This window comes from Bacillus sp. EB106-04-04-XG123, from assembly GCF_058791855.1.
The window spans coordinates 14,513-32,877 of record NZ_JBYTDZ010000008.1; the positions used below are offsets into that span (position 1 = coordinate 14,513).

Annotated in this window: 19 protein-coding genes; all 19 read left to right on the forward strand. The window is 42.3% G+C overall.

All coding sequences use genetic code 11. The annotated features are described in order from the left end of the window. Positions 1-137 precede the first annotated feature (137 nt). Positions 138-698 (forward strand): ribonuclease M5, encoded by a 561-nt coding sequence (rnmV, locus tag AC3WTB_RS18820; protein ID WP_017359323.1) that lies wholly within the window; start codon positions 138-140, stop codon positions 696-698. Continuing rightward, entirely contained in the window at positions 691-1,569 is an 879-nt protein-coding gene (rsmA, locus tag AC3WTB_RS18825) for a 16S rRNA (adenine(1518)-N(6)/adenine(1519)-N(6))-dimethyltransferase RsmA (protein ID WP_039175905.1), read from the forward strand. The genes rnmV and rsmA overlap by 8 nt, the downstream gene beginning before the upstream one ends. Before the next feature lie 134 nt (positions 1,570-1,703). Beyond that, complete coding sequence (gene yabG / locus AC3WTB_RS18830; protein ID WP_024427198.1) at positions 1,704-2,588, forward strand: sporulation peptidase YabG; 885 nt, start codon at positions 1,704-1,706, stop codon at positions 2,586-2,588. A 213-nt stretch (positions 2,589-2,801) separates the two neighbouring features. Then, positions 2,802-3,059 (forward strand): biofilm formation stimulator Veg, encoded by a 258-nt coding sequence (veg, locus tag AC3WTB_RS18835; RefSeq protein ID WP_024425637.1) that lies wholly within the window; start codon positions 2,802-2,804, stop codon positions 3,057-3,059. Positions 3,060-3,222: 163 nt separating this feature from the next. Then, a complete protein-coding gene (locus AC3WTB_RS18840) occupies positions 3,223-3,408 on the forward strand; it encodes a small, acid-soluble spore protein, alpha/beta type (protein WP_012008653.1) in 186 nt (61 codons plus the stop codon). A 146-nt stretch (positions 3,409-3,554) separates the two neighbouring features. After that, positions 3,555-4,424 (forward strand): 4-(cytidine 5'-diphospho)-2-C-methyl-D-erythritol kinase, encoded by an 870-nt coding sequence (gene ispE, locus AC3WTB_RS18845; RefSeq protein WP_041085320.1) that lies wholly within the window; start codon positions 3,555-3,557, stop codon positions 4,422-4,424. Between the two features lie 55 nt (positions 4,425-4,479). After that, positions 4,480-5,313 (forward strand): pur operon repressor, encoded by an 834-nt coding sequence (purR, locus tag AC3WTB_RS18850; protein WP_024425638.1) that lies wholly within the window; start codon positions 4,480-4,482, stop codon positions 5,311-5,313. 38 nt (positions 5,314-5,351) lie between these two features. Continuing rightward, positions 5,352-5,729, forward strand: a complete 378-nt coding sequence (gene ridA / locus AC3WTB_RS18855) for a 2-iminobutanoate/2-iminopropanoate deaminase (RefSeq protein ID WP_024425639.1) — start codon at positions 5,352-5,354, stop codon at positions 5,727-5,729. A gap of 224 nt (positions 5,730-5,953) precedes the next feature. Next, positions 5,954-6,250: a septation regulator SpoVG gene (spoVG, locus tag AC3WTB_RS18860; RefSeq protein ID WP_008357439.1), complete on the forward strand. Its 297-nt coding sequence runs from the start codon at positions 5,954-5,956 to the stop codon at positions 6,248-6,250. A 198-nt stretch (positions 6,251-6,448) separates the two neighbouring features. Further along, positions 6,449-7,819: a bifunctional UDP-N-acetylglucosamine diphosphorylase/glucosamine-1-phosphate N-acetyltransferase GlmU gene (gene glmU, locus AC3WTB_RS18865; RefSeq protein ID WP_492334096.1), complete on the forward strand. Its 1,371-nt coding sequence runs from the start codon at positions 6,449-6,451 to the stop codon at positions 7,817-7,819. 22 nt (positions 7,820-7,841) lie between these two features. Continuing rightward, positions 7,842-8,795, forward strand: coding sequence for a ribose-phosphate diphosphokinase (locus AC3WTB_RS18870; RefSeq protein WP_024425641.1), 954 nt, complete (start codon positions 7,842-7,844; stop codon positions 8,793-8,795). Positions 8,796-8,933: 138 nt separating this feature from the next. Beyond that, positions 8,934-9,560, forward strand: coding sequence for a 50S ribosomal protein L25/general stress protein Ctc (locus AC3WTB_RS18875; protein WP_039175914.1), 627 nt, complete (start codon positions 8,934-8,936; stop codon positions 9,558-9,560). Positions 9,561-9,700: 140 nt separating this feature from the next. Then, on the forward strand, positions 9,701-10,267 hold the full coding sequence (gene pth / locus AC3WTB_RS18880) for an aminoacyl-tRNA hydrolase (protein ID WP_024425643.1): 567 nt from the start codon (positions 9,701-9,703) through the stop codon (positions 10,265-10,267). A 55-nt stretch (positions 10,268-10,322) separates the two neighbouring features. After that, the gene (gene fin, locus AC3WTB_RS18885) at positions 10,323-10,553 is read left to right on the forward strand and encodes an anti-sigma-F factor Fin (protein WP_003217967.1); all 231 of its coding nucleotides are present in this window, start codon (positions 10,323-10,325) and stop codon (positions 10,551-10,553) included. A gap of 68 nt (positions 10,554-10,621) precedes the next feature. Continuing rightward, entirely contained in the window at positions 10,622-14,155 is a 3,534-nt protein-coding gene (mfd, locus tag AC3WTB_RS18890; protein WP_039175917.1) for a transcription-repair coupling factor, read from the forward strand. A 139-nt stretch (positions 14,156-14,294) separates the two neighbouring features. Continuing rightward, positions 14,295-14,831: a stage V sporulation protein T gene (gene spoVT / locus AC3WTB_RS18895; RefSeq protein WP_003217990.1), complete on the forward strand. Its 537-nt coding sequence runs from the start codon at positions 14,295-14,297 to the stop codon at positions 14,829-14,831. 190 nt (positions 14,832-15,021) lie between these two features. Further along, a complete protein-coding gene (locus tag AC3WTB_RS18900; RefSeq protein WP_106025930.1) occupies positions 15,022-16,626 on the forward strand; it encodes a putative polysaccharide biosynthesis protein in 1,605 nt (534 codons plus the stop codon). Further along, complete coding sequence (yabN, locus tag AC3WTB_RS18905) at positions 16,616-18,100, forward strand: bifunctional methyltransferase/pyrophosphohydrolase YabN (RefSeq protein WP_492334097.1); 1,485 nt, start codon at positions 16,616-16,618, stop codon at positions 18,098-18,100. The genes AC3WTB_RS18900 and yabN overlap by 11 nt, the downstream gene beginning before the upstream one ends. Next, entirely contained in the window at positions 18,097-18,357 is a 261-nt protein-coding gene (locus tag AC3WTB_RS18910) for an RNA-binding S4 domain-containing protein (protein ID WP_008341839.1), read from the forward strand. Before yabN ends, AC3WTB_RS18910 begins: the two co-directional genes overlap by 4 nt. Positions 18,358-18,365: the final 8 nt, after the last annotated feature.

Consider the following 18,365-nt stretch of genomic DNA (forward strand, 5'->3'; position numbering starts at 1 on the left):
AGAGGGCTTTGCGCACCCTCTGTTTTTTTGGTTATAATAGAAGCACTGTTTTCTAATTAATTAGACGCAAAAACAGCATGAAAGGTTTCGTTTTTTTAACCAAAAAATGTAGATTGTTTTTGCAAGCGGAGGAATACATGAAAATCAAAGAAATCATTGTGGTGGAGGGTCGTGATGACACTGCCAGAGTGAAGATGGCGGTGGATGCAGATACAATCGAAACAAACGGATCTGCCATTGGCGATACAGTCATACAACAAGTGCGTCTTGCTCAGGAGACGAGAGGGGTCATTATTTTAACAGATCCTGATTTTCCTGGTGAGAAGATCCGTAAAACCATCGCAGAGGCGGTTCCTGGCTGTAAGCACGCTTTTTTGCCAAAGCATCTTGCGAAGGCGAAGCGGGATAAAGGAATTGGTGTCGAGCATGCTTCCTTGGACAGTATTCGGGAATGTCTTGCCCATGTCCATGAAGAAATGGAAGAATCGGAAAGTGACATTACATTAGACGACTTATTTGACGCAGGCCTTATCGGAGGCGAAGCATCGAAACGCCGCCGCGAACGACTAGGAGTGCTTTTAAATATAGGATATACCAATGCGAAGCAGCTGCAAAAGCGCCTTCACATGTTCCAAATAACCAAACATGATTTTATTGCGGCCTTAAAGACCGTCATGCAGGAGGAAGCCGATGAATAAAGATATTGCGACACCCGTCAGAACGAAGGAAATACTGAAGAAGTACGGTTTCTCTTTTAAAAAGAGCTTAGGGCAGAACTTCTTAATTGATACAAATATTTTAGATCGCATTGTCGATCACGCAGAGGTTACAGATGAGACCGGCGTCATTGAAATTGGGCCTGGTATCGGCGCATTGACAGAGCAGCTCGCTAAACGTGCAAAGAAAGTCACTGCTTTTGAAATTGATCAGCGTTTATTGCCTATTTTAAACGATACGCTTTCTCCATATGATAATGTCACGATTATTCATCAAGATGTATTAAAGGCGGATGTGAGAAAGGTCATCGAAGAAAATTTTGCTGACTGTAAAGAAGTGATGGTCGTAGCCAACCTTCCGTATTACGTGACAACACCGATTATTATGAAATTGCTTGAAGAAAACCTTCCATTGAAAGGGATTGTGGTCATGCTGCAAAAAGAAGTAGCAGATCGTATGGCAGCTGTCCCTTCATCAAAGGAATACAATTCATTGTCTATCGCAGTTCAATTTTATACGGAAGCAAAAACGGTGATGGTTGTGCCTAAAACGGTTTTTGTGCCTCAGCCAAATGTTGATTCGGCTGTGATTAAGCTGACTGTTCGTGAAACGCCTGCTGTCTCAGTAGAAAATGATGCGTTTTTCTTTCAATTGATCCGAGCGAGCTTTGGCCAGCGCCGGAAAACATTGATGAATAATTTGATGAACAATTTTCCTGATGGAAAAAAACATAAAGCGATCATCGAGGAAGCTCTTCAAACAGCAGATATTGATGGAAAGCGCCGCGGAGAATCATTATCCATTGAGGAATTTGCCAGATTGTCGAATGTTTTACAAAAAGCCCTATCGTGAGGGCTTTTTTCTTTTGTTCTTCACCACTTCAACTGTTCAGGCATAGGCTAGAAAGAACAGCACATATGAAAGATGAATATGTTTAGTGCAAGACGATACCAACAGGATATGAGCCTGATTGTGGAGTGAAAAGCATGCAATTTCAAATAGGAGATATGGTGACGAGGGCATCCTATCAAATGGATATTATGTTTCGAATCATTCGAATTGATGAGACAGATCAGCACGAAGCCACTGCCATATTGCATGGGAATGAAGTGAGGCTGATTGCTGATGCTAAGATGTCGGATCTCGTCTTGATTCAAAAAGAGGAGCAGCTGACAAGAGAGAAGGACGACGAACGGAAGATTAATGAATCGCTCGACTTACTAAGACAGGATTATCAGCTGCTGCGTGAAAAACAAGAGTATTATACTTCTGGACAATATCAGCATCAGGAGCAGTATTTTCACATGCCTGGAAAGGTCCTTCATTTAGATGGAGATGCTTCATACTTAAAGAAATGCTTAGATGTATATGAACGAATTGGTGTGCCTGTGTACGGAGTGCATTGTCATGAGAAGAAAATGCCAAGCGTGATCGACTCGTTACTTGATCAATATCGGCCTGATATTTTGGTCATTACAGGGCATGATGCGTATTCCAAGCAAAAAGGCGGCGTAAATGATATCGGTGCTTATCGCCATTCTCGTCATTTCGTTGAAACGGTTCAAAAAGCAAGAAAGAAAATTCCTCATTTAGATCAGCTTGTGATCTTTGCTGGTGCCTGTCAATCTCATTTCGAATCATTGATCCAAGCAGGTGCCAATTTTGCAAGCTCACCTTCACGTGTGAACATCCATGCGCTCGACCCCGTCTATATCGTTGCGAAGATCAGCTTCACTCCATTTGTAGATCGAATCAATGTGTGGGATGTGCTTCGTAATACATTAACAAGAGAAAAAGGTCTCGGAGGCATCGAGACGAAGGGTGTTTTAAGGGTAGGTATGCCATACAAAAAAGACCATGAATCGACATAACCCGACTGATTTCAGTCTGGTTTTTTTTATGTTCAAAAAGAAATTTCAAATGGATACATAATCCACCGGAATTTGAGAAAAATAGGGAGGAGAAAAGGTAGAAGTTTGTCAAAATTATTTTGTTGACAATGGCTCGTGTTGGTTGATATAATTTAATTTTTATTTGACAAAAATGGGCCGTTGTTGTATAATTATCTCAGTGAGGTGGATGCAATGGCGAAGACTTTGTCCGACATCAAAAGATCGCTTGATGGTAACTTAGGTAAACGTTTGACGTTAAAGGCTAACGGAGGCCGCCGTAAAACAATTGAGCGTTCGGGCATTTTAGCTGAAACGTACCCTTCTGTATTTGTGATTCAATTAGATCAAGATGAGAATTCGTTTGAAAGAGTTTCTTACAGTTATGCAGATATACTGACTGAGACGGTCGAATTAACGTTCGATGATGCCGCTAGCTCAGTCGCCTATTAATGGGCAGTGAACTTTTTGTTTACTGCTTTTTGTTTTGCCTTTTTTTCTGAATGGGAGTCTGTCCATTTTTTGAAAGGGGTAAAAGAAAGGATTCGATACAAAATAAGAAAGCCACAAAAGCAGTGGCACTGATTCGAATTCTCGACTAAAGGGGCTGTTTCGTTTGGGTAGACGCCGAGGCATTATGTCAGATGAGTTCAAATACGAGCTGGCGAAGGATCTTGGATTTTATGATACCGTCAAAAATGGAGGCTGGGGAGAAATTCGTGCACGTGACGCAGGTAATATGGTCAAGCGTGCCATCGAATTAGCTCAGCAGCACATGGCTCAGGATGAGAATCAACGATAGAAAAATGGTCAGGGATACCTCGGGTGTCTCTGGCTTTTTTTGTTGAAAAAGTCAGTGTGCTGGGCGTGAAAGCCAATATTCATCAGATCCATCAAATGTGATACAATATTGATACTTATGTTTAGATGGAGAAGTAGGTGAAATGTTTGCGTATTTTAGAAAAAGCACCGGCAAAAATTAATCTCTCACTTGATGTTCATGGAAAAAGACCGGATGGATATCACGAAGTGGAGATGGTGATGACAACAATAGACCTTGCAGATCGACTTGAGCTGACGGAGCTGGACAAAGATGAAATCCGTGTATCATCTCATAATCGATTTGTGCCAGATGATCAGCGTAACTTGGCTTATCAGGCGGCTAAATTACTCAAAACAAGGTTCGGTATTCAAAAAGGAGTATCGATTGTCATCACAAAAGCAATTCCTGTGGCAGCAGGTTTAGCTGGAGGCAGCAGTGATGCTGCAGCAGCGCTTCGCGGTTTAAACCGTTTGTGGAAGTTAAATCTCACGTTAGATGAACTAGCTGAGCTTGGAGCGGAGATCGGTTCAGATGTGTCTTTTTGTGTACACGGAGGCACAGCACTAGCGACAGGACGTGGAGAAAAACTGAAGCATATCGCGACACCGCCGCATTGCTGGGTGATTTTAGCGAAGCCGGTGATTGGGGTATCTACAGCTGAAGTTTATAGACAATATGACGCAAGCAAAGTAGAACACCCAAATGTACAGCGTATGATTGAAGCCATTGAAGCAAAAGATTATAAAGAGATGTGCAGCTCACTCGGTAACGTTCTGGAGTCTGTGACATTAAAGATGTATCCGGAAGTAGATATGATCAAAAGACAGATGAAGCGTTTCGGTGCTGATGCTGTATTAATGAGTGGAAGCGGCCCAACTGTATTTGGCCTGATTCAATATGAATCGAAGGTACAAAGAATATATAACGGACTGAGAGGATTTTGTGATCAAGTATACGCTGTCCGCATGATCGGCGAACAAAATGCCCTTGATTAAATCCGTATATTAAGTTATATTATTCATAAATTATTCGGGTTCTGGGGGTAAGTTCATGAAGTTTCGTCGAAGCGGCAGATTGGTGGACTTAACAAATTATTTGTTAGCCCACCCGCACGTACTAGTACCTTTAACTTTTTTTGCAGAACGATATCAATCTGCAAAGTCCTCCATTAGTGAAGACTTAACGATTATCAAACAGACCTTCGAACAGCAGGGAATCGGCACATTGCTTACTGTACCTGGCGCTGCTGGCGGAGTGAAATATATTCCAAAAATTCACCTAAAAGAAGCAGATGACGTAGTAAACGATATCGGAGAGGCATTATCAACTCCTGAACGTGTACTTCCTGGCGGTTATTTATATTTAACCGATGTTTTAGGCAATCCATCGATTCTTGCGAAAATCGGTAAGCTGTTTGCGACCATCTTTGCGGACCGTGCGATTGATGTCGTCATGACCGTTGCGACAAAGGGGATTCCGATTGCCTATTCTGTTGCGGGTTATTTAAATGTGCCTGTTGTGATCGTTAGAAAAGATAATAAGGTAACCGAAGGATCAACTGTCAGTATTAATTATGCGTCAGGTTCTTCTAACCGAATTCAAACCATGTCCCTTGCAAAGCGCAGCTTAGATAAAGGCTCCAATGTGTTGATCATTGATGACTTTATGAAAGCGGGCGGAACCATTAACGGCATGATGAATTTGCTTGAGGAATTTAATGCAAATGTTGCAGGGATCGGTGTTCTTTTAGAAGATGAAGGCGTAGATGAACGTCTTGTCGATGAATATGTCTCGTTGTTAAAGCTTTCAACTATTGATATGAAACAAAAAATCATTGAGATCAATGAAGGCAATTTCCACGAGTTTTTTCATTCGAAAGCGTAAGCTTTGATCAAACATGTATTTGAATGGGAGAGATTGATATGACAAAAGTTGTTCAAACCAAACATGCACCAGCAGCCATTGGACCTTACTCTCAAGGAATTATTGTCAATAACATGTTTTACAGCTCAGGGCAGATTCCATTAACCCCAGCTGGAGATTTTGTTAATGGAGATATTAAAGAACAAACACATCAAGTATTCCGTAATCTTGAGGCTGTACTTGAAGCAGCAGGTGCTTCCTTTGAAACAGTCGTGAAAGCAACTGTTTTCATCAAAGATATGGAACAATTCGCTGAAGTGAATGAAGTGTACGGTGAGTATTTCCATACACATAAGCCAGCTCGTTCATGCGTGGAAGTGGCAAGACTTCCAAAAGATGCGCTTGTAGAAATAGAAGTAGTTGCACTAGTAAAATAAACAGGCACTCTCGATGAAAGCCGTTTGGTTTCATCATATGCAGGGAAAGACATCATCATGATGTCTTTTTTTATGCTGATTATGTAAGCGTCGTCATGAATATGACAAATAATGTATAAATATCCCGATATTTCAAAAAAAGTTTAAAAAAAGAGCAGGAGAATCACCACGATCGTTGAATACCTAAGTAATGCTTTTATATTGGGAAAAGGTGGTGAACTACTGTGGAAGTTACTGACGTAAGATTACGCCGCGTGAATACCGATGGTCGCATGAGGGCGATTGCATCCATCACGCTGGACCACGAATTTGTTGTTCATGATATTCGTGTGATTGATGGAAACAATGGGTTGTTTGTTGCAATGCCTAGCAAACGCACGCCTGATGGAGAGTTTCGCGATATTGCACATCCAATTAATTCAAGCACTCGGGGTAAAATCCAAGATGCTGTATTAAATGAATATCATCGCTTAGGCGAAGAGGAAGAGACAATTGAATATGAAGAAGCTGGAGCTTCTTAATCATACTTAAACTTAAAAAGACGGCTTTAAGAGAAAATGAATGTTTTCTTTTAAATGCTGTCTTTTTTGCATTCTTTCTCTTGTTTCTTAAGTCTTTCATCTGTTAGAAAATTATTGTACTTCCTTTTGTATCCTTGAAATCAGTCTTTATTTAGGATATATTTTTCTATGGATAATAGGGATATTGGAGGCCAATCAATGGATAAGCGGTTCGCAGTGATTTTAGCAGCGGGAAAAGGAACGAGAATGAAGTCGAAGCTATATAAAGTACTTCATCCAGTTTGCGGAAAGCCAATGGTCGAGCATGTGGCAGATGAAGCGTTAAAGCTTTCTTTAGCCAAGCTAGTGACGATTGTCGGTCATGGAGCAGAGGACGTCAAAGAGCAGCTTGGAGACAGAAGTGAGTATGCACTTCAAGAAGAACAGCTGGGAACTGCCCATGCCGTTAAACAAGCAAAGTCGTTCCTCGCGCAGGAAAAGGGAACAACCATTGTCATTTGTGGTGATACGCCATTATTGACAGCGGAAACAATGGAAGCCATGTTAAGCGAGCATCAAAAACATCAAGCGAAAGTCACTATTTTAACAGCACATGCGGATGATCCGACAGGCTATGGCCGAATTATTCGTGACGAAACAGGTGCTGTCGTAAAAATTGTGGAGCATAAAGATGCGAACGATGCAGAGCGTCAAGTGAATGAAATTAATACAGGGACTTATTGCTTTTCAAATGAAGATCTCTTCCGTGTGATTGAGCAAGTGTCGAATGAAAATGCACAGGGTGAATACTACTTGCCAGACGTCATTGAAATTTTAAAAAATGAAGGGCGAACAGTTGCAGCTTATCAAACACCGCATTTTGAAGAAACACTTGGAGTTAATGACCGTATCGCTCTATCACAAGCAGAGCAATTCATGAAGCGACGTATTAATCATCAGCATATGAAGAATGGTGTGACCTTGATTGATCCTGAGAACACGTATATTTCGCCAGATGCTGTCATCGGTGAAGATACAGTTATTTATCCTGGGACGGTCATCAAAGGGAATGTAAAAATCGGTGCAGACGCCATTATTGGGCCAAACACTGAAATTGTTGACAGCATCATCGGAGATCGAACAGTCATTAAGCAATCTGTCGTCTGCGATAGTGAGGTTGGAGTTGATGTGACAATTGGACCGTTTGCTCATATTCGCCCGTTGTCGAAAATTGGCGATGAAGTGAAAATCGGGAATTTTGTCGAAATCAAGAAAACAGTTTTCGGAGACCGCAGCAAAGCATCTCATTTAAGCTACATTGGAGACGGAGAGGTCGGAACTGATGTAAACCTTGGCTGTGGTTCCATTACAGTCAACTATGATGGGAAAAACAAATTCTTAACGAAGATTGAAGACGGCGCCTTTATTGGCTGTAATTCAAATCTCGTTGCACCAGTCACTGTCGGAAAAGGGGCATATGTTGCAGCCGGTTCAACGGTTACAGAAGATGTACCGCAGGATGCATTGTCTATTGCTAGAGCAAGACAAGTCAATAAAGAAGATTATGTGAAAAATATTCATAAAAAATAATCCAAATACCCGGAGGTTTACCATGTCTAATCGTTATGCTGATGCGAATTTAAAGATTTTCTCTTTGAATTCAAACCCTGAACTTGCCAAAGAAATTGCCGATCGTATCGGAGTTGATGTAGGAAAGAGCTCTGTTAAACGCTTTAGTGACGGTGAAGTCCAAATCAATATTGAAGAAAGTATCCGCGGCTGTGATTGTTATGTCATTCAATCAACAAGTGCGCCAGTCAATGAGCATATTATGGAACTGCTCATTATGGTGGATGCGCTAAAACGCGCTTCTGCGAAAACTGTCAATATTGTGATCCCTTATTACGGATATGCACGTCAAGATCGTAAGGCAAAACCTCGTGAGCCAATCACTGCGAAGCTTTTTGCAAACTTGCTTGAAACAGCAGGTGCTACACGTGTGATTGCACTTGATCTTCATGCGCCGCAAATCCAAGGTTTCTTTGATATTCCAATCGATAACTTAATGGCTGTGCCAATCTTAACAAACTATTTCGAACAGAAGAACTTGAATGATATCGTTGTTGTGTCTCCTGACCACGGTGGTGTGACACGCGCGCGTAAAATGGCAGATCGTCTGAAAGCGCCAATCGCAATTATCGACAAACGCCGTCCAAAGCCAAACGTTGCTGAAGTCATGAACATTATTGGTAACATTGAAGGCAAAACGGCTATTCTGATCGATGATATCATTGATACAGCTGGTACCATTACACTTGCAGCCAATGCACTTGTGGAAAATGGAGCAGCTGAAGTCTATGCTTGCTGTACGCACCCAGTATTGTCTGGACCAGCAGTAGAACGCATCACAAACTCTAAAATTAAAGAATTGGTTGTGACAAACAGTATTCAATTAACTGATGACAAGAAAGTTGGAAAATTCATTCCGCTTTCAGTTGGGCCTTTGCTTGCAGAAGCCATCATCCGTGTACATGAAGAAGAATCTGTGAGCTACCTTTTCAGCTAATTTTATTATTGAAAAAGGCCCTAGGCATCAGCTTAGGGTCTTTTTGCTTTCATCAATCACAGGCAAACATGTTTAAAATGATTCGGTTATGGGTAAATATGAGAGTAGTGACAAAAAAGAAATAGGATGGTGCTGAATATGGCAACTTTAAAAGCAAATAAAAGAACTGATTTCAAACGTTCCACACTGCAAAAAATCCGTCATTCAGGACACGTTCCTGGTGTCATATACGGAAAAAATACAGACAGCTTGGCTGTTTCATTAGACAGCATCGATTTATTAAAAACCTTACGTGATGAAGGGAAGAATACAATCATTACCTTAGACGTGGGTGGTGAAACGAAATCTGTGATGGTGACAGAGTTACAAACAGACCCGCTGAAAAACGAACTTGTCCATGCTGATTTCCAAGTCGTTGACTTACAGCGTGAAATTGACGCGGATGTACCAGTGCAGCTGATCGGCGAGTCTAAAGGGGTAAAAGATGGCGGTGTGCTTCAGCAACCACTATTTGAACTATCTGTTACAGCGAAACCAAAAGATATCCCGCAGAATATTGAAGCTGATATTACAAACTTAGAAGTCAATGATGTCTTAACAGTTGCTGATCTGCCTGTTCAGTCATCTTATCAAATCAATAACGATCCAGAAGAAGTCGTTGCATCCATTCTGCCGCCTCAGCAATCAGAGGTTCCTGAGCCAGATAGCGAAGAGGAGCCGCAAGAGCCTGAGGCTATTAAAGAAAAGGATGACGATGGAGAATAACTGGTCATTTAGAGACGTAACCCTCCCGCGGTTGCGTCTTTTGTGCTAGAATGAAAAGAATTCATACGTTTTTACATGAGGCAATCTGATTGGCTCATTTTTTAGGCGTGTGCTGTGTGACAAAGGAGGTTATTGGTTTCATGATTGCATTCGTTGGATTAGGTAATCCAGGAAAAGAATATGAAAAAACAAGACATAATGTCGGGTTTATGACAATAGATGAACTATCGAAAAAATGGGACATTCCTTTAAATCAATCAAAATTCCATGGACAATTTGGAACTGGGTTTGTTTCGGGGCAAAAGGTTCTACTTGTAAAGCCGCTTACATATATGAACTTATCAGGAGAATGTGTGCGTCCGCTGATGGACTATTACGATATTCCCCTTGAACATTTGAAAGTGATCTATGATGATCTTGATTTGCCAACTGGCCGAATTCGCTTACGTACAAAAGGAAGTGCAGGCGGGCATAATGGAATCAAATCATTGATTCAGCATTTAGGTTCACCTGAATTTGACCGATTCCGTATCGGCATTGGACGTCCTCAAAACGGCATGAAGGTCGTTGACTACGTACTAGGACGTTTCTCAGAAGAGGAACAGCCTGACATCGCATCAGCCATTCAATCATCTGTCGAGGCCTGTGAAGCAGCTTTAAAAAAGCCATTTTTAGAAGTGATGAATGATTTTAACAAGAAGGTATAAGAATGATAAGCAAAGCACATACTGATCATAAAATCTCAGCATGGGAGGATCACGTATGGCTTTGCATTATTACTGCCGCCACTGTGGTGTAAAGGTTGGCAGTCTAGATGAATCCGCTGTCCAAAGTGAAGCACTTGGATTTCATCACTTAACAAATGAGGAAAGAAACGATATGATTTCTTATAGGGAAAATGGTGATTTACATGTACAAACCATTTGTGAGGATTGCCAAGAGGCGCTCGAAAGAAATCCTGATTACCATCAGTATCATACTTTTATTCAATAAAAAAGCTTTGGTGTAGATATTAGACCAAAGCGTTTTTCTGTTTTAAACAAACAGGGAGGAGGAGCCAAATGAAAAACATACAATCATTTATCAAACAAAGTGATGATTTTCAGTCCATTTTTAATGGACTAAAGGAAGGGTTAAAAGAACAGCTGCTTGCCGGACTATCAGGCTCCGTCAGATCTTTATTTACAGCCGCGATATCAGACGAACTGAAGCGGCCAATGTTTATTGTGACTCACAATTTATATCAGGCACAGAAGGTAACAGATGATCTAGCAAGTGTGATGCCGGATCGCTCGGTTCTTCTTTATCCTGTCAATGAACTTATCGCTTCAGAAATTGCAGTGGCAAGCCCTGAGCTGAGAGCACAGCGTTTAGATGTCCTGAACCGGCTTGCGAATGGAGAAAACCCCATTATCGTTACTCCCGCTGCTGCGGTGCGCAGGATGCTTCCGCCAGTTGAGCTCTGGAAGGAGAGTCAGATCCATTTAAAGATCGGTGAAGAAATTGATTTGGAGGCGTTTTCAAAACAGCTCGTACAAATTGGTTATGACCGGACGTCAATGGTTGCAGCGCCCGGAGATTTTAGTGTGCGCGGAGGAATCATTGACATCTATGCGTTAACGGAAGATCATCCAATCCGTATTGAACTGTTTGATACAGAAGTAGACTCGATTCGAACGTTTCATTCAGATACACAGCGTTCATTAGAAACCCTTCAAGAAATCAAAATAGGTCCTGCAAAAGAGCTGATTGTGAGAGGTCCTGAACGAGTGAGAGCCATTGAACAGCTTGATCAAGGGCTGGCAAAGAGCTTAAAGAAATTCAACTCAGATCAGCAAAAAGAGCTGCTTCATCAAAATATTTCTGCTGACCGCGAGAAGCTGCTAGAAGGCATCGTGACACAGGAAATGACGAAGTACCTAGCCTATTTCTATGAAAAGCCTGCTAGTTTGCTAGATTACACATCGCAGGATACGATTATTATTTTAGATGAAATCAGCAGAATTCAGGAGATGGAAGAACAGCTTGAACAGGAAGAAGCCGATTGGACAATTAGTCTGCTTGAAGAAGGGAATATTCTTCATGATTTATCTCTTTCTTTCCCGTTCCAAGAACTGATCAATCAGCAATCAAGGTCCATTCTGTACTACTCCTTGTTCCTGAGACATGTCCAGCAGACAAATCCGCAAAATATCGTCAATGTATCTAGTAAGCAAATGCAGAATTTCCACGGGCAGATGAATGTGCTGGCGAGTGAAATTGAACGCTATAAAAAACAGCAGTACACAGTTGTCTTCTTAGGTGCGGATGAAGAGCGGACAGAAAAGCTATCGTCTGTTCTGCATGATTATGACATTGAAGCTGCTCTTGCTAAACCGGACGCTGAGCTTGTGAGCGGACAGGTGTATATTTTACAAGGTGAGCTGCAAACAGGCTTTGAACTGCCGTTATCAAAAATTGCTGTGATCACAGAAGGTGAACTCTTCAAGAAACGTGTGAAAAAGCAGGCACGTAAGCAAAAGCTGACCAATGCAGAGCGAATCAAGAGCTATTCAGAGCTTCAAGTCGGCGATTATGTGGTGCACATTAACCACGGGATCGGTAAATATTTAGGAATTGAAACGCTTGAAATCGGCGGCATTCATAAAGATTATTTAAATATTCATTATCAAGGAAGCGACAAGCTTTATGTACCGGTTGAACAAATTGATCAGGTGCAGAAATATGTAGGATCAGAAGGTAAAGAACCAAAGCTGTACAAACTTGGCGGCAGCGATTGGAAACGCGTGAAGAAAAAAGTTGAAACATCTGTACAGGACATCGCAGATGATCTGATTAAGCTGTACGCAGAACGCGAGGCTAGCAAAGGATATGCCTTCTCGCCTGACCATGAGATGCAGCGCCAGTTTGAATCTGCATTCCCTTACCAGGAAACAGATGATCAAATCCGTTCGATTCACGAAATTAAGCAGGATATGGAGCGGGAACGCCCAATGGACCGTCTGCTTTGTGGAGATGTGGGCTACGGAAAAACAGAGGTGGCTATTCGTGCGGCCTTCAAAGCGATTGCTGACGGGAAGCAGGTAGCCCTGCTAGTTCCGACAACTATCTTAGCGCAACAGCATTTTGACACAATCATGGACCGATTCCAAGACTACCCTGTCAAAATCGCGCAGCTGAGCCGTTTCCGTACAAGAAAAGAAACAACTGAAACGTTAAAAGGGCTGAAAAACGGGACGATTGATATGGTCATCGGCACACACCGTCTTCTTTCAAAAGACATCGTCTACAAGGATTTAGGGCTGTTGATCATTGATGAGGAACAGCGTTTTGGTGTGACGCATAAAGAGAAAATTAAGCAGATGAAAGCCAATATCGATGTACTGACATTAACGGCTACGCCAATTCCGCGTACGCTTCATATGTCCATGCTTGGTGTGCGGGATTTATCGGTTATTGAAACACCGCCTGAAAACCGATTCCCTGTTCAAACCTATGTGGTTGAGTACAACGGCGCTTTAGTCAGAGAAGCAATTGAGCGAGAATTAGCACGCGGCGGTCAAGTGTACTTCCTTTACAACCGTGTTGAAGATATCGAACGAAAAGCAGACGAAATCTCCATGCTAGTCCCAGACGCAAAAGTCAGTTATGCACACGGGAAAATGAGTGAGAACGAGCTGGAATCAGTGATGATCAATTTCCTTGAAGGTGAATCAGATGTATTGGTCAGTACCACCATCATTGAAACGGGAGTCGATATTCCAAATGTGAACACGCTCATCGTCCACGATGCAGATAAAATGGGGCTTTCTCAGCTTTACCAGCTAAGAGGACGAGTCGGGCGTTCGAACCGTGTCGCTTATGCTTACTTCACGTATCGAAAAGATAAAGTTCTTTCTGAAGTTGCAGAGAAAAGACTTCAAGCCATTAAAGAATTCACAGAGCTTGGATCTGGGTTTAAAATTGCGATGCGTGATTTAACGATTCGAGGAGCAGGGAACTTACTTGGGGCTCAGCAGCATGGCTTCATTGATTCGGTTGGATTCGACCTCTATTCTCAAATGCTGAAAGAAGCCATTGAGGAAAGAAGAGGCGATACAACGGCTCAAGATAAATTCGAGCCAGAAATTGATCTGCAAATTGATGCGTACATCCCAGACACTTATATTTCGGATGGCAAGCAGAAGATTGAGATGTATAAACAGTTCAGAGCAATTGGATCGATTGAAGAGCGAAAAGAGCTTCAGGATGAAATGATCGACCGATTTGGTGAATATCCGCAAGAAGTGGCAGACTTGTTTACGATTGCGACAATGAAGGTGTACGCTGTCCAGGAACGTGTCGAGCTGATCAAGATGGAGAAAGGCATTGTTAGAATGACACTTGATGAGCAAGCAAGCAGTGAAATCGACGGTCAAAAATTATTTGAGCTTGGCAGTAAATATGGACGTGAAATTGGGTTGGGAATGGAAGGCAGCAAGCTGATTATTTCTGTCCAAACGAAAGGCAAGAAAACGGAGGAATGGCTTGAGGTTGTTCTTAATATGCTTCGAGGGCTTCAAGATGTGAAAAAAGAAACCATTCCATCTTCATAAAATTTTGTTTGTCTCTCGTGTATATTACGTTTGATGTGACGGATACTAAACTCAGGGTCAAGTGGTGAATGTTGCATAAAGTGGACGCTTTTGTTCCATTCACCCAACACATCATCAAACGAAAGAGAGGCAGCAGTGAATGAAAGCAACTGGAATTGTACGCCGTATCGATGATCTAGGTAGAGTGGTTATTCCGAAGGAGATTCGCAGAACATTGCGCATCCGGGAAGGAGATCCGCTTGAGATTTTCGTCGACCGCGATGGAGAAGTGATTTTGAAGAAGTATTCGCCGATTAGTGAGCTAGGAGACTTTGCGAAGGAATATGCTGATGCATTATTCGACAGTTTGGGTCATTCCATCCTGATCTGTGATCGAGATACGTATATTGCTGTATCCGGCAGTTCGAAAAAAGAGTACTTAAACAAATCGATCAGTGATTTACTTGAACGAACAATGGATCAGCGTAATTCTGTTTTAGAAGAAAGCAAAAAAGAAATTCAACTTGTCGATGGTATTGATGATGACGTATCTGCTTATACCATTGCACCTATTGTTGCAAACGGAGATCCGATTGGCGCCGTCGTCTTATTTTCTAAAGAGCGTTCAATGGGAGAAGTGGAGCATAAAGCGGCAGAAACGGCAGCTGGCTTCTTAGCCCGTCAAATGGAACATTAGGTCTAATAACTCTATATCATTTTGATAAAACGAAAAAATGCCGATGAAATCATTTGATTTTGTCGGTTTTTTATATGGGATGAAACAAATCGGGACATGTGCCGTCTACTCCTTAGAAAGAAACGGCTTTTCATTCACGTATGATATAATGAGTTCGTTTAACTGTAGATCTATTTTAAAGGAGTCATCCATGAAAAATGCTGTGAATCAGCCGCATTGGTTTTTCCAGGGTGCGGTGATTTTGACCATCGCAGGCTTGTTATCAAAGGTACTAAGTGCCGTTTACCGTGTCCCGTTTCAAAACATCGTAGGGGACACAGGGTTTTATATTTATCAGCAGGTATATCCTTTCCTTGGTATTGCCATTATGCTTGGTACAACAGGTTTTCCTGTCATGGTGTCCAAGCTTCTGAGTGAGCATGGGGAAGAGAATCGACAGATCATTACAAGGGTATCCTTGGTATATATCACTTTACTAAGCTTGGTCTTATTTCTTTGTCTTTACATAGGAGCAGGCACAATGGCGAGCCTTATGGCAGATAGTCAATTAATTCTGCTCATCCAGATGAGTGCTTTTGTGTTTCTATTTCTGCCGCTCACTGTGATGTTGAGAGGAGTTTTTCAGAGTGACGGGCTAATGCTTCCTACGGCTGTTTCTCAGTTGATTGAGCAGCTCATCAGGGTAGGCGTCCTGCTTGTTTTATCCTTCTATTTCGTGAGGCACGGCTATTCGCTTTATGAAACAGGGGCTGGCGCGGTGTTCTCTTCTATTGCGGGAAGTGCGGCGTCGCTCATTTTGCTTCTTTTCCTTTGGTTGACCTATCGAAAACAGTCTGCTGCAAGTATGTCAGGCAAACAGGCGACACTTCGAAAAAAAGATATTTTGAAGAGTTTGGTGCTGTATACATTGACGATTTGTGTCAGCGGTTTGCTTATTTTATGGATGCAAATGATTGATGCTTTTCATCTGTATGCGTTGCTGCGCAGTGAGGGTCTCAGTGAAGCGGCAGCAAAGGCGGCAAAAGGTGTGTATGACCGAGGTCAGCCGTTCTTGCAGCTAGGGACGGTGTTTGCCATCAGCATTGGAACCTCTCTTGTGCCATTTTTATCGGCAGCCATGAGGAATGGGGAGCATGAAACGATACGGCAAAAAGTGCGGTCATCGGTTAAGACCACGTCGGTATTAGGGATTGGGTCAGCTGTTGGGCTGATTTGTATTTTATCACCAGTAAATACAATGCTTTTTCGTAATGATTTAGGCACAGATGCCCTGCAAATATTCTGTATATCGATTGCGTTTACGTCGATTGCCATTACGCAGGCGGCTTTACTGCAAGGGCTCGGACATACTGTGTATCCCGCTGTTGTAGTGATCATCAGCGTGCTGGTGAAATGGATTCTAACGATTGCGCTTGTTCCGTTATTTGGCATCCACGGTGCCGCATGGTCAACTGTATGTGGTTTTCTCACAGCAGCCGTGCTCAATGCCGTTTATTTGAAGCATAAAGGATGGATTTCATGGAGAGAGCTGTTTCCAGTGAAAATTCTTTTATCAGCCGCCTTCATGGCTGTGGTCTTAATGGGATATCAGGCTCTGTTTTCCTGGGTTATCCCCTTTGAAAAACGTCCGTTTTCCGTTTTAGAGAGCCTGACATCAGTTTTTATTGGTGGTTTCGCCTTTTTATATAGTATTCTTAAGCTAGAAGTATTCACGGAAGAGGAATGGAGACTCATTCCATTAGGAAAAAAGATTTTATATTTTAAACAGATGAGAGGGAATCAAAATGGCAGGTAAGATTACCGTCGTCGGTCTCGGGGCAGGCGACATGGATCAGCTGACGCTCGGTGTATATAAGCAGCTGAAGCAGGCGAAAGAAGTATATATGAGAACGCAGGATCATCCGCTTACCGCAGAGTTAATGCAGGAGGTCCCATCTCTCACCTTTTTTGATGAAATTTATGAAAAGCACGATCAGTTTGATCAGGTGTATCAGGAAATTACCGAAATATTATTTGCAGAGGCAGCGGAAAAAGACATTGTGTACGCAGTACCTGGTCATCCATTTGTGGCAGAAAAGACCGTACAGCTGCTCGTCGCCGGGCAGAAAGAGCGCGGGATCGAAGTGTCTGTCGCTGGTGGACAAAGCTTTTTAGATGCGACATTCAACTCCTTGCAGATTGACCCCATCGAAGGATTACAATTCGTTGATGCAGGGGATATGAGAGCTGATGATCTGAAATTAACCCAGCATGTCCTGATTTGTCAGGTATATGATCAGATGACAGCATCGAATGTGAAGCTCACGCTGATGGAAAAGCTTCCTGACGATTATGAAGTTTATATTGTGACTGCAGCTGGAAGCAGTCAGGAACAGATTACTGCCGTTCCTTTATTTGAACTTGATCGAGATGTGTCGATAAATAACTTAACGAGTGTTTATGTTCCTCCAATTAAAGATGAACAGCTGCTTTATCAACAATTTGACACTTTCCGTGACGTCATACGTACATTAAGAGGTCCGGGCGGCTGTCCATGGGATCAAAAACAAACCAATGAGTCACTCAAACCATATTTAATTGAAGAATGCTATGAGCTGCTTGAAGCGATAGATGAAGATGACCCAGATCATATGGTGGAAGAGCTCGGCGATGTGCTGCTGCAGGTGTTACTTCACGCTCAAATTGGCGAAGATGACGGTTATTTCTCAATCGATGACGTCATTCAGCATGTCACAGAAAAAATGATTCGGCGACATCCCCATGTGTTTGGTGACACGAATGTTTCTGGGGCAGCAGATGTGGTGGCCAACTGGGAAAAAATCAAGCAGCAGGAGAAGCCAGAGCGGACCGGTTCTATTTTGCAATCGATTCCGGCGACACTTCCAGCATTAACAAAGGCATATAAACTCCAAAAGAAAGCCGCCAAGGTAGGCTTTGATTGGACAGATGTTCAAGATATTTGGAACAAATACGAAGAAGAAAAGCAGGAATTTCTCGTTGAAGTGGCAGAGAAGACGGACGAAGATGCAACGAAGCAGATGAAAGATGAATTTGGAGATCTTTTGTTTGTTCTCGTCAATATTGGACGGTTCTATCACCTAGAGCCTGAAACGGCGCTCGCTTCTGCCAACACAAAATTCATGCGGCGCTTTCAGCATATCGAACAAAAAGCAAAGGACATGGGACGTTCATTAGATGACTTAACGCTAGAGGAAATGGACGATCTATGGAACGATGCGAAACGTATAGAAAGAGGTGAACATACATGAGATTAGATAAGTTTTTAAAAGTGTCCCGTTTAATTAAAAGAAGAACATTGGCAAAAGAAGTAGCTGATCAAGGCAGGATTTCTATTAACGGAACACAGGCGAAAGCAAGCTCTGACGTGAAAGAAGGAGATGAGCTGCAAATCCGCTTTGGTCAAAAGCTAGTGACTGTTCAAGTCAACGAGTTAAAGGACACGACGAAGAAAGAAGAAGCGGCTGGCATGTATACTGTGCTAAAAGAAGAAAAAACAGCAGAATAGGGCTTGTT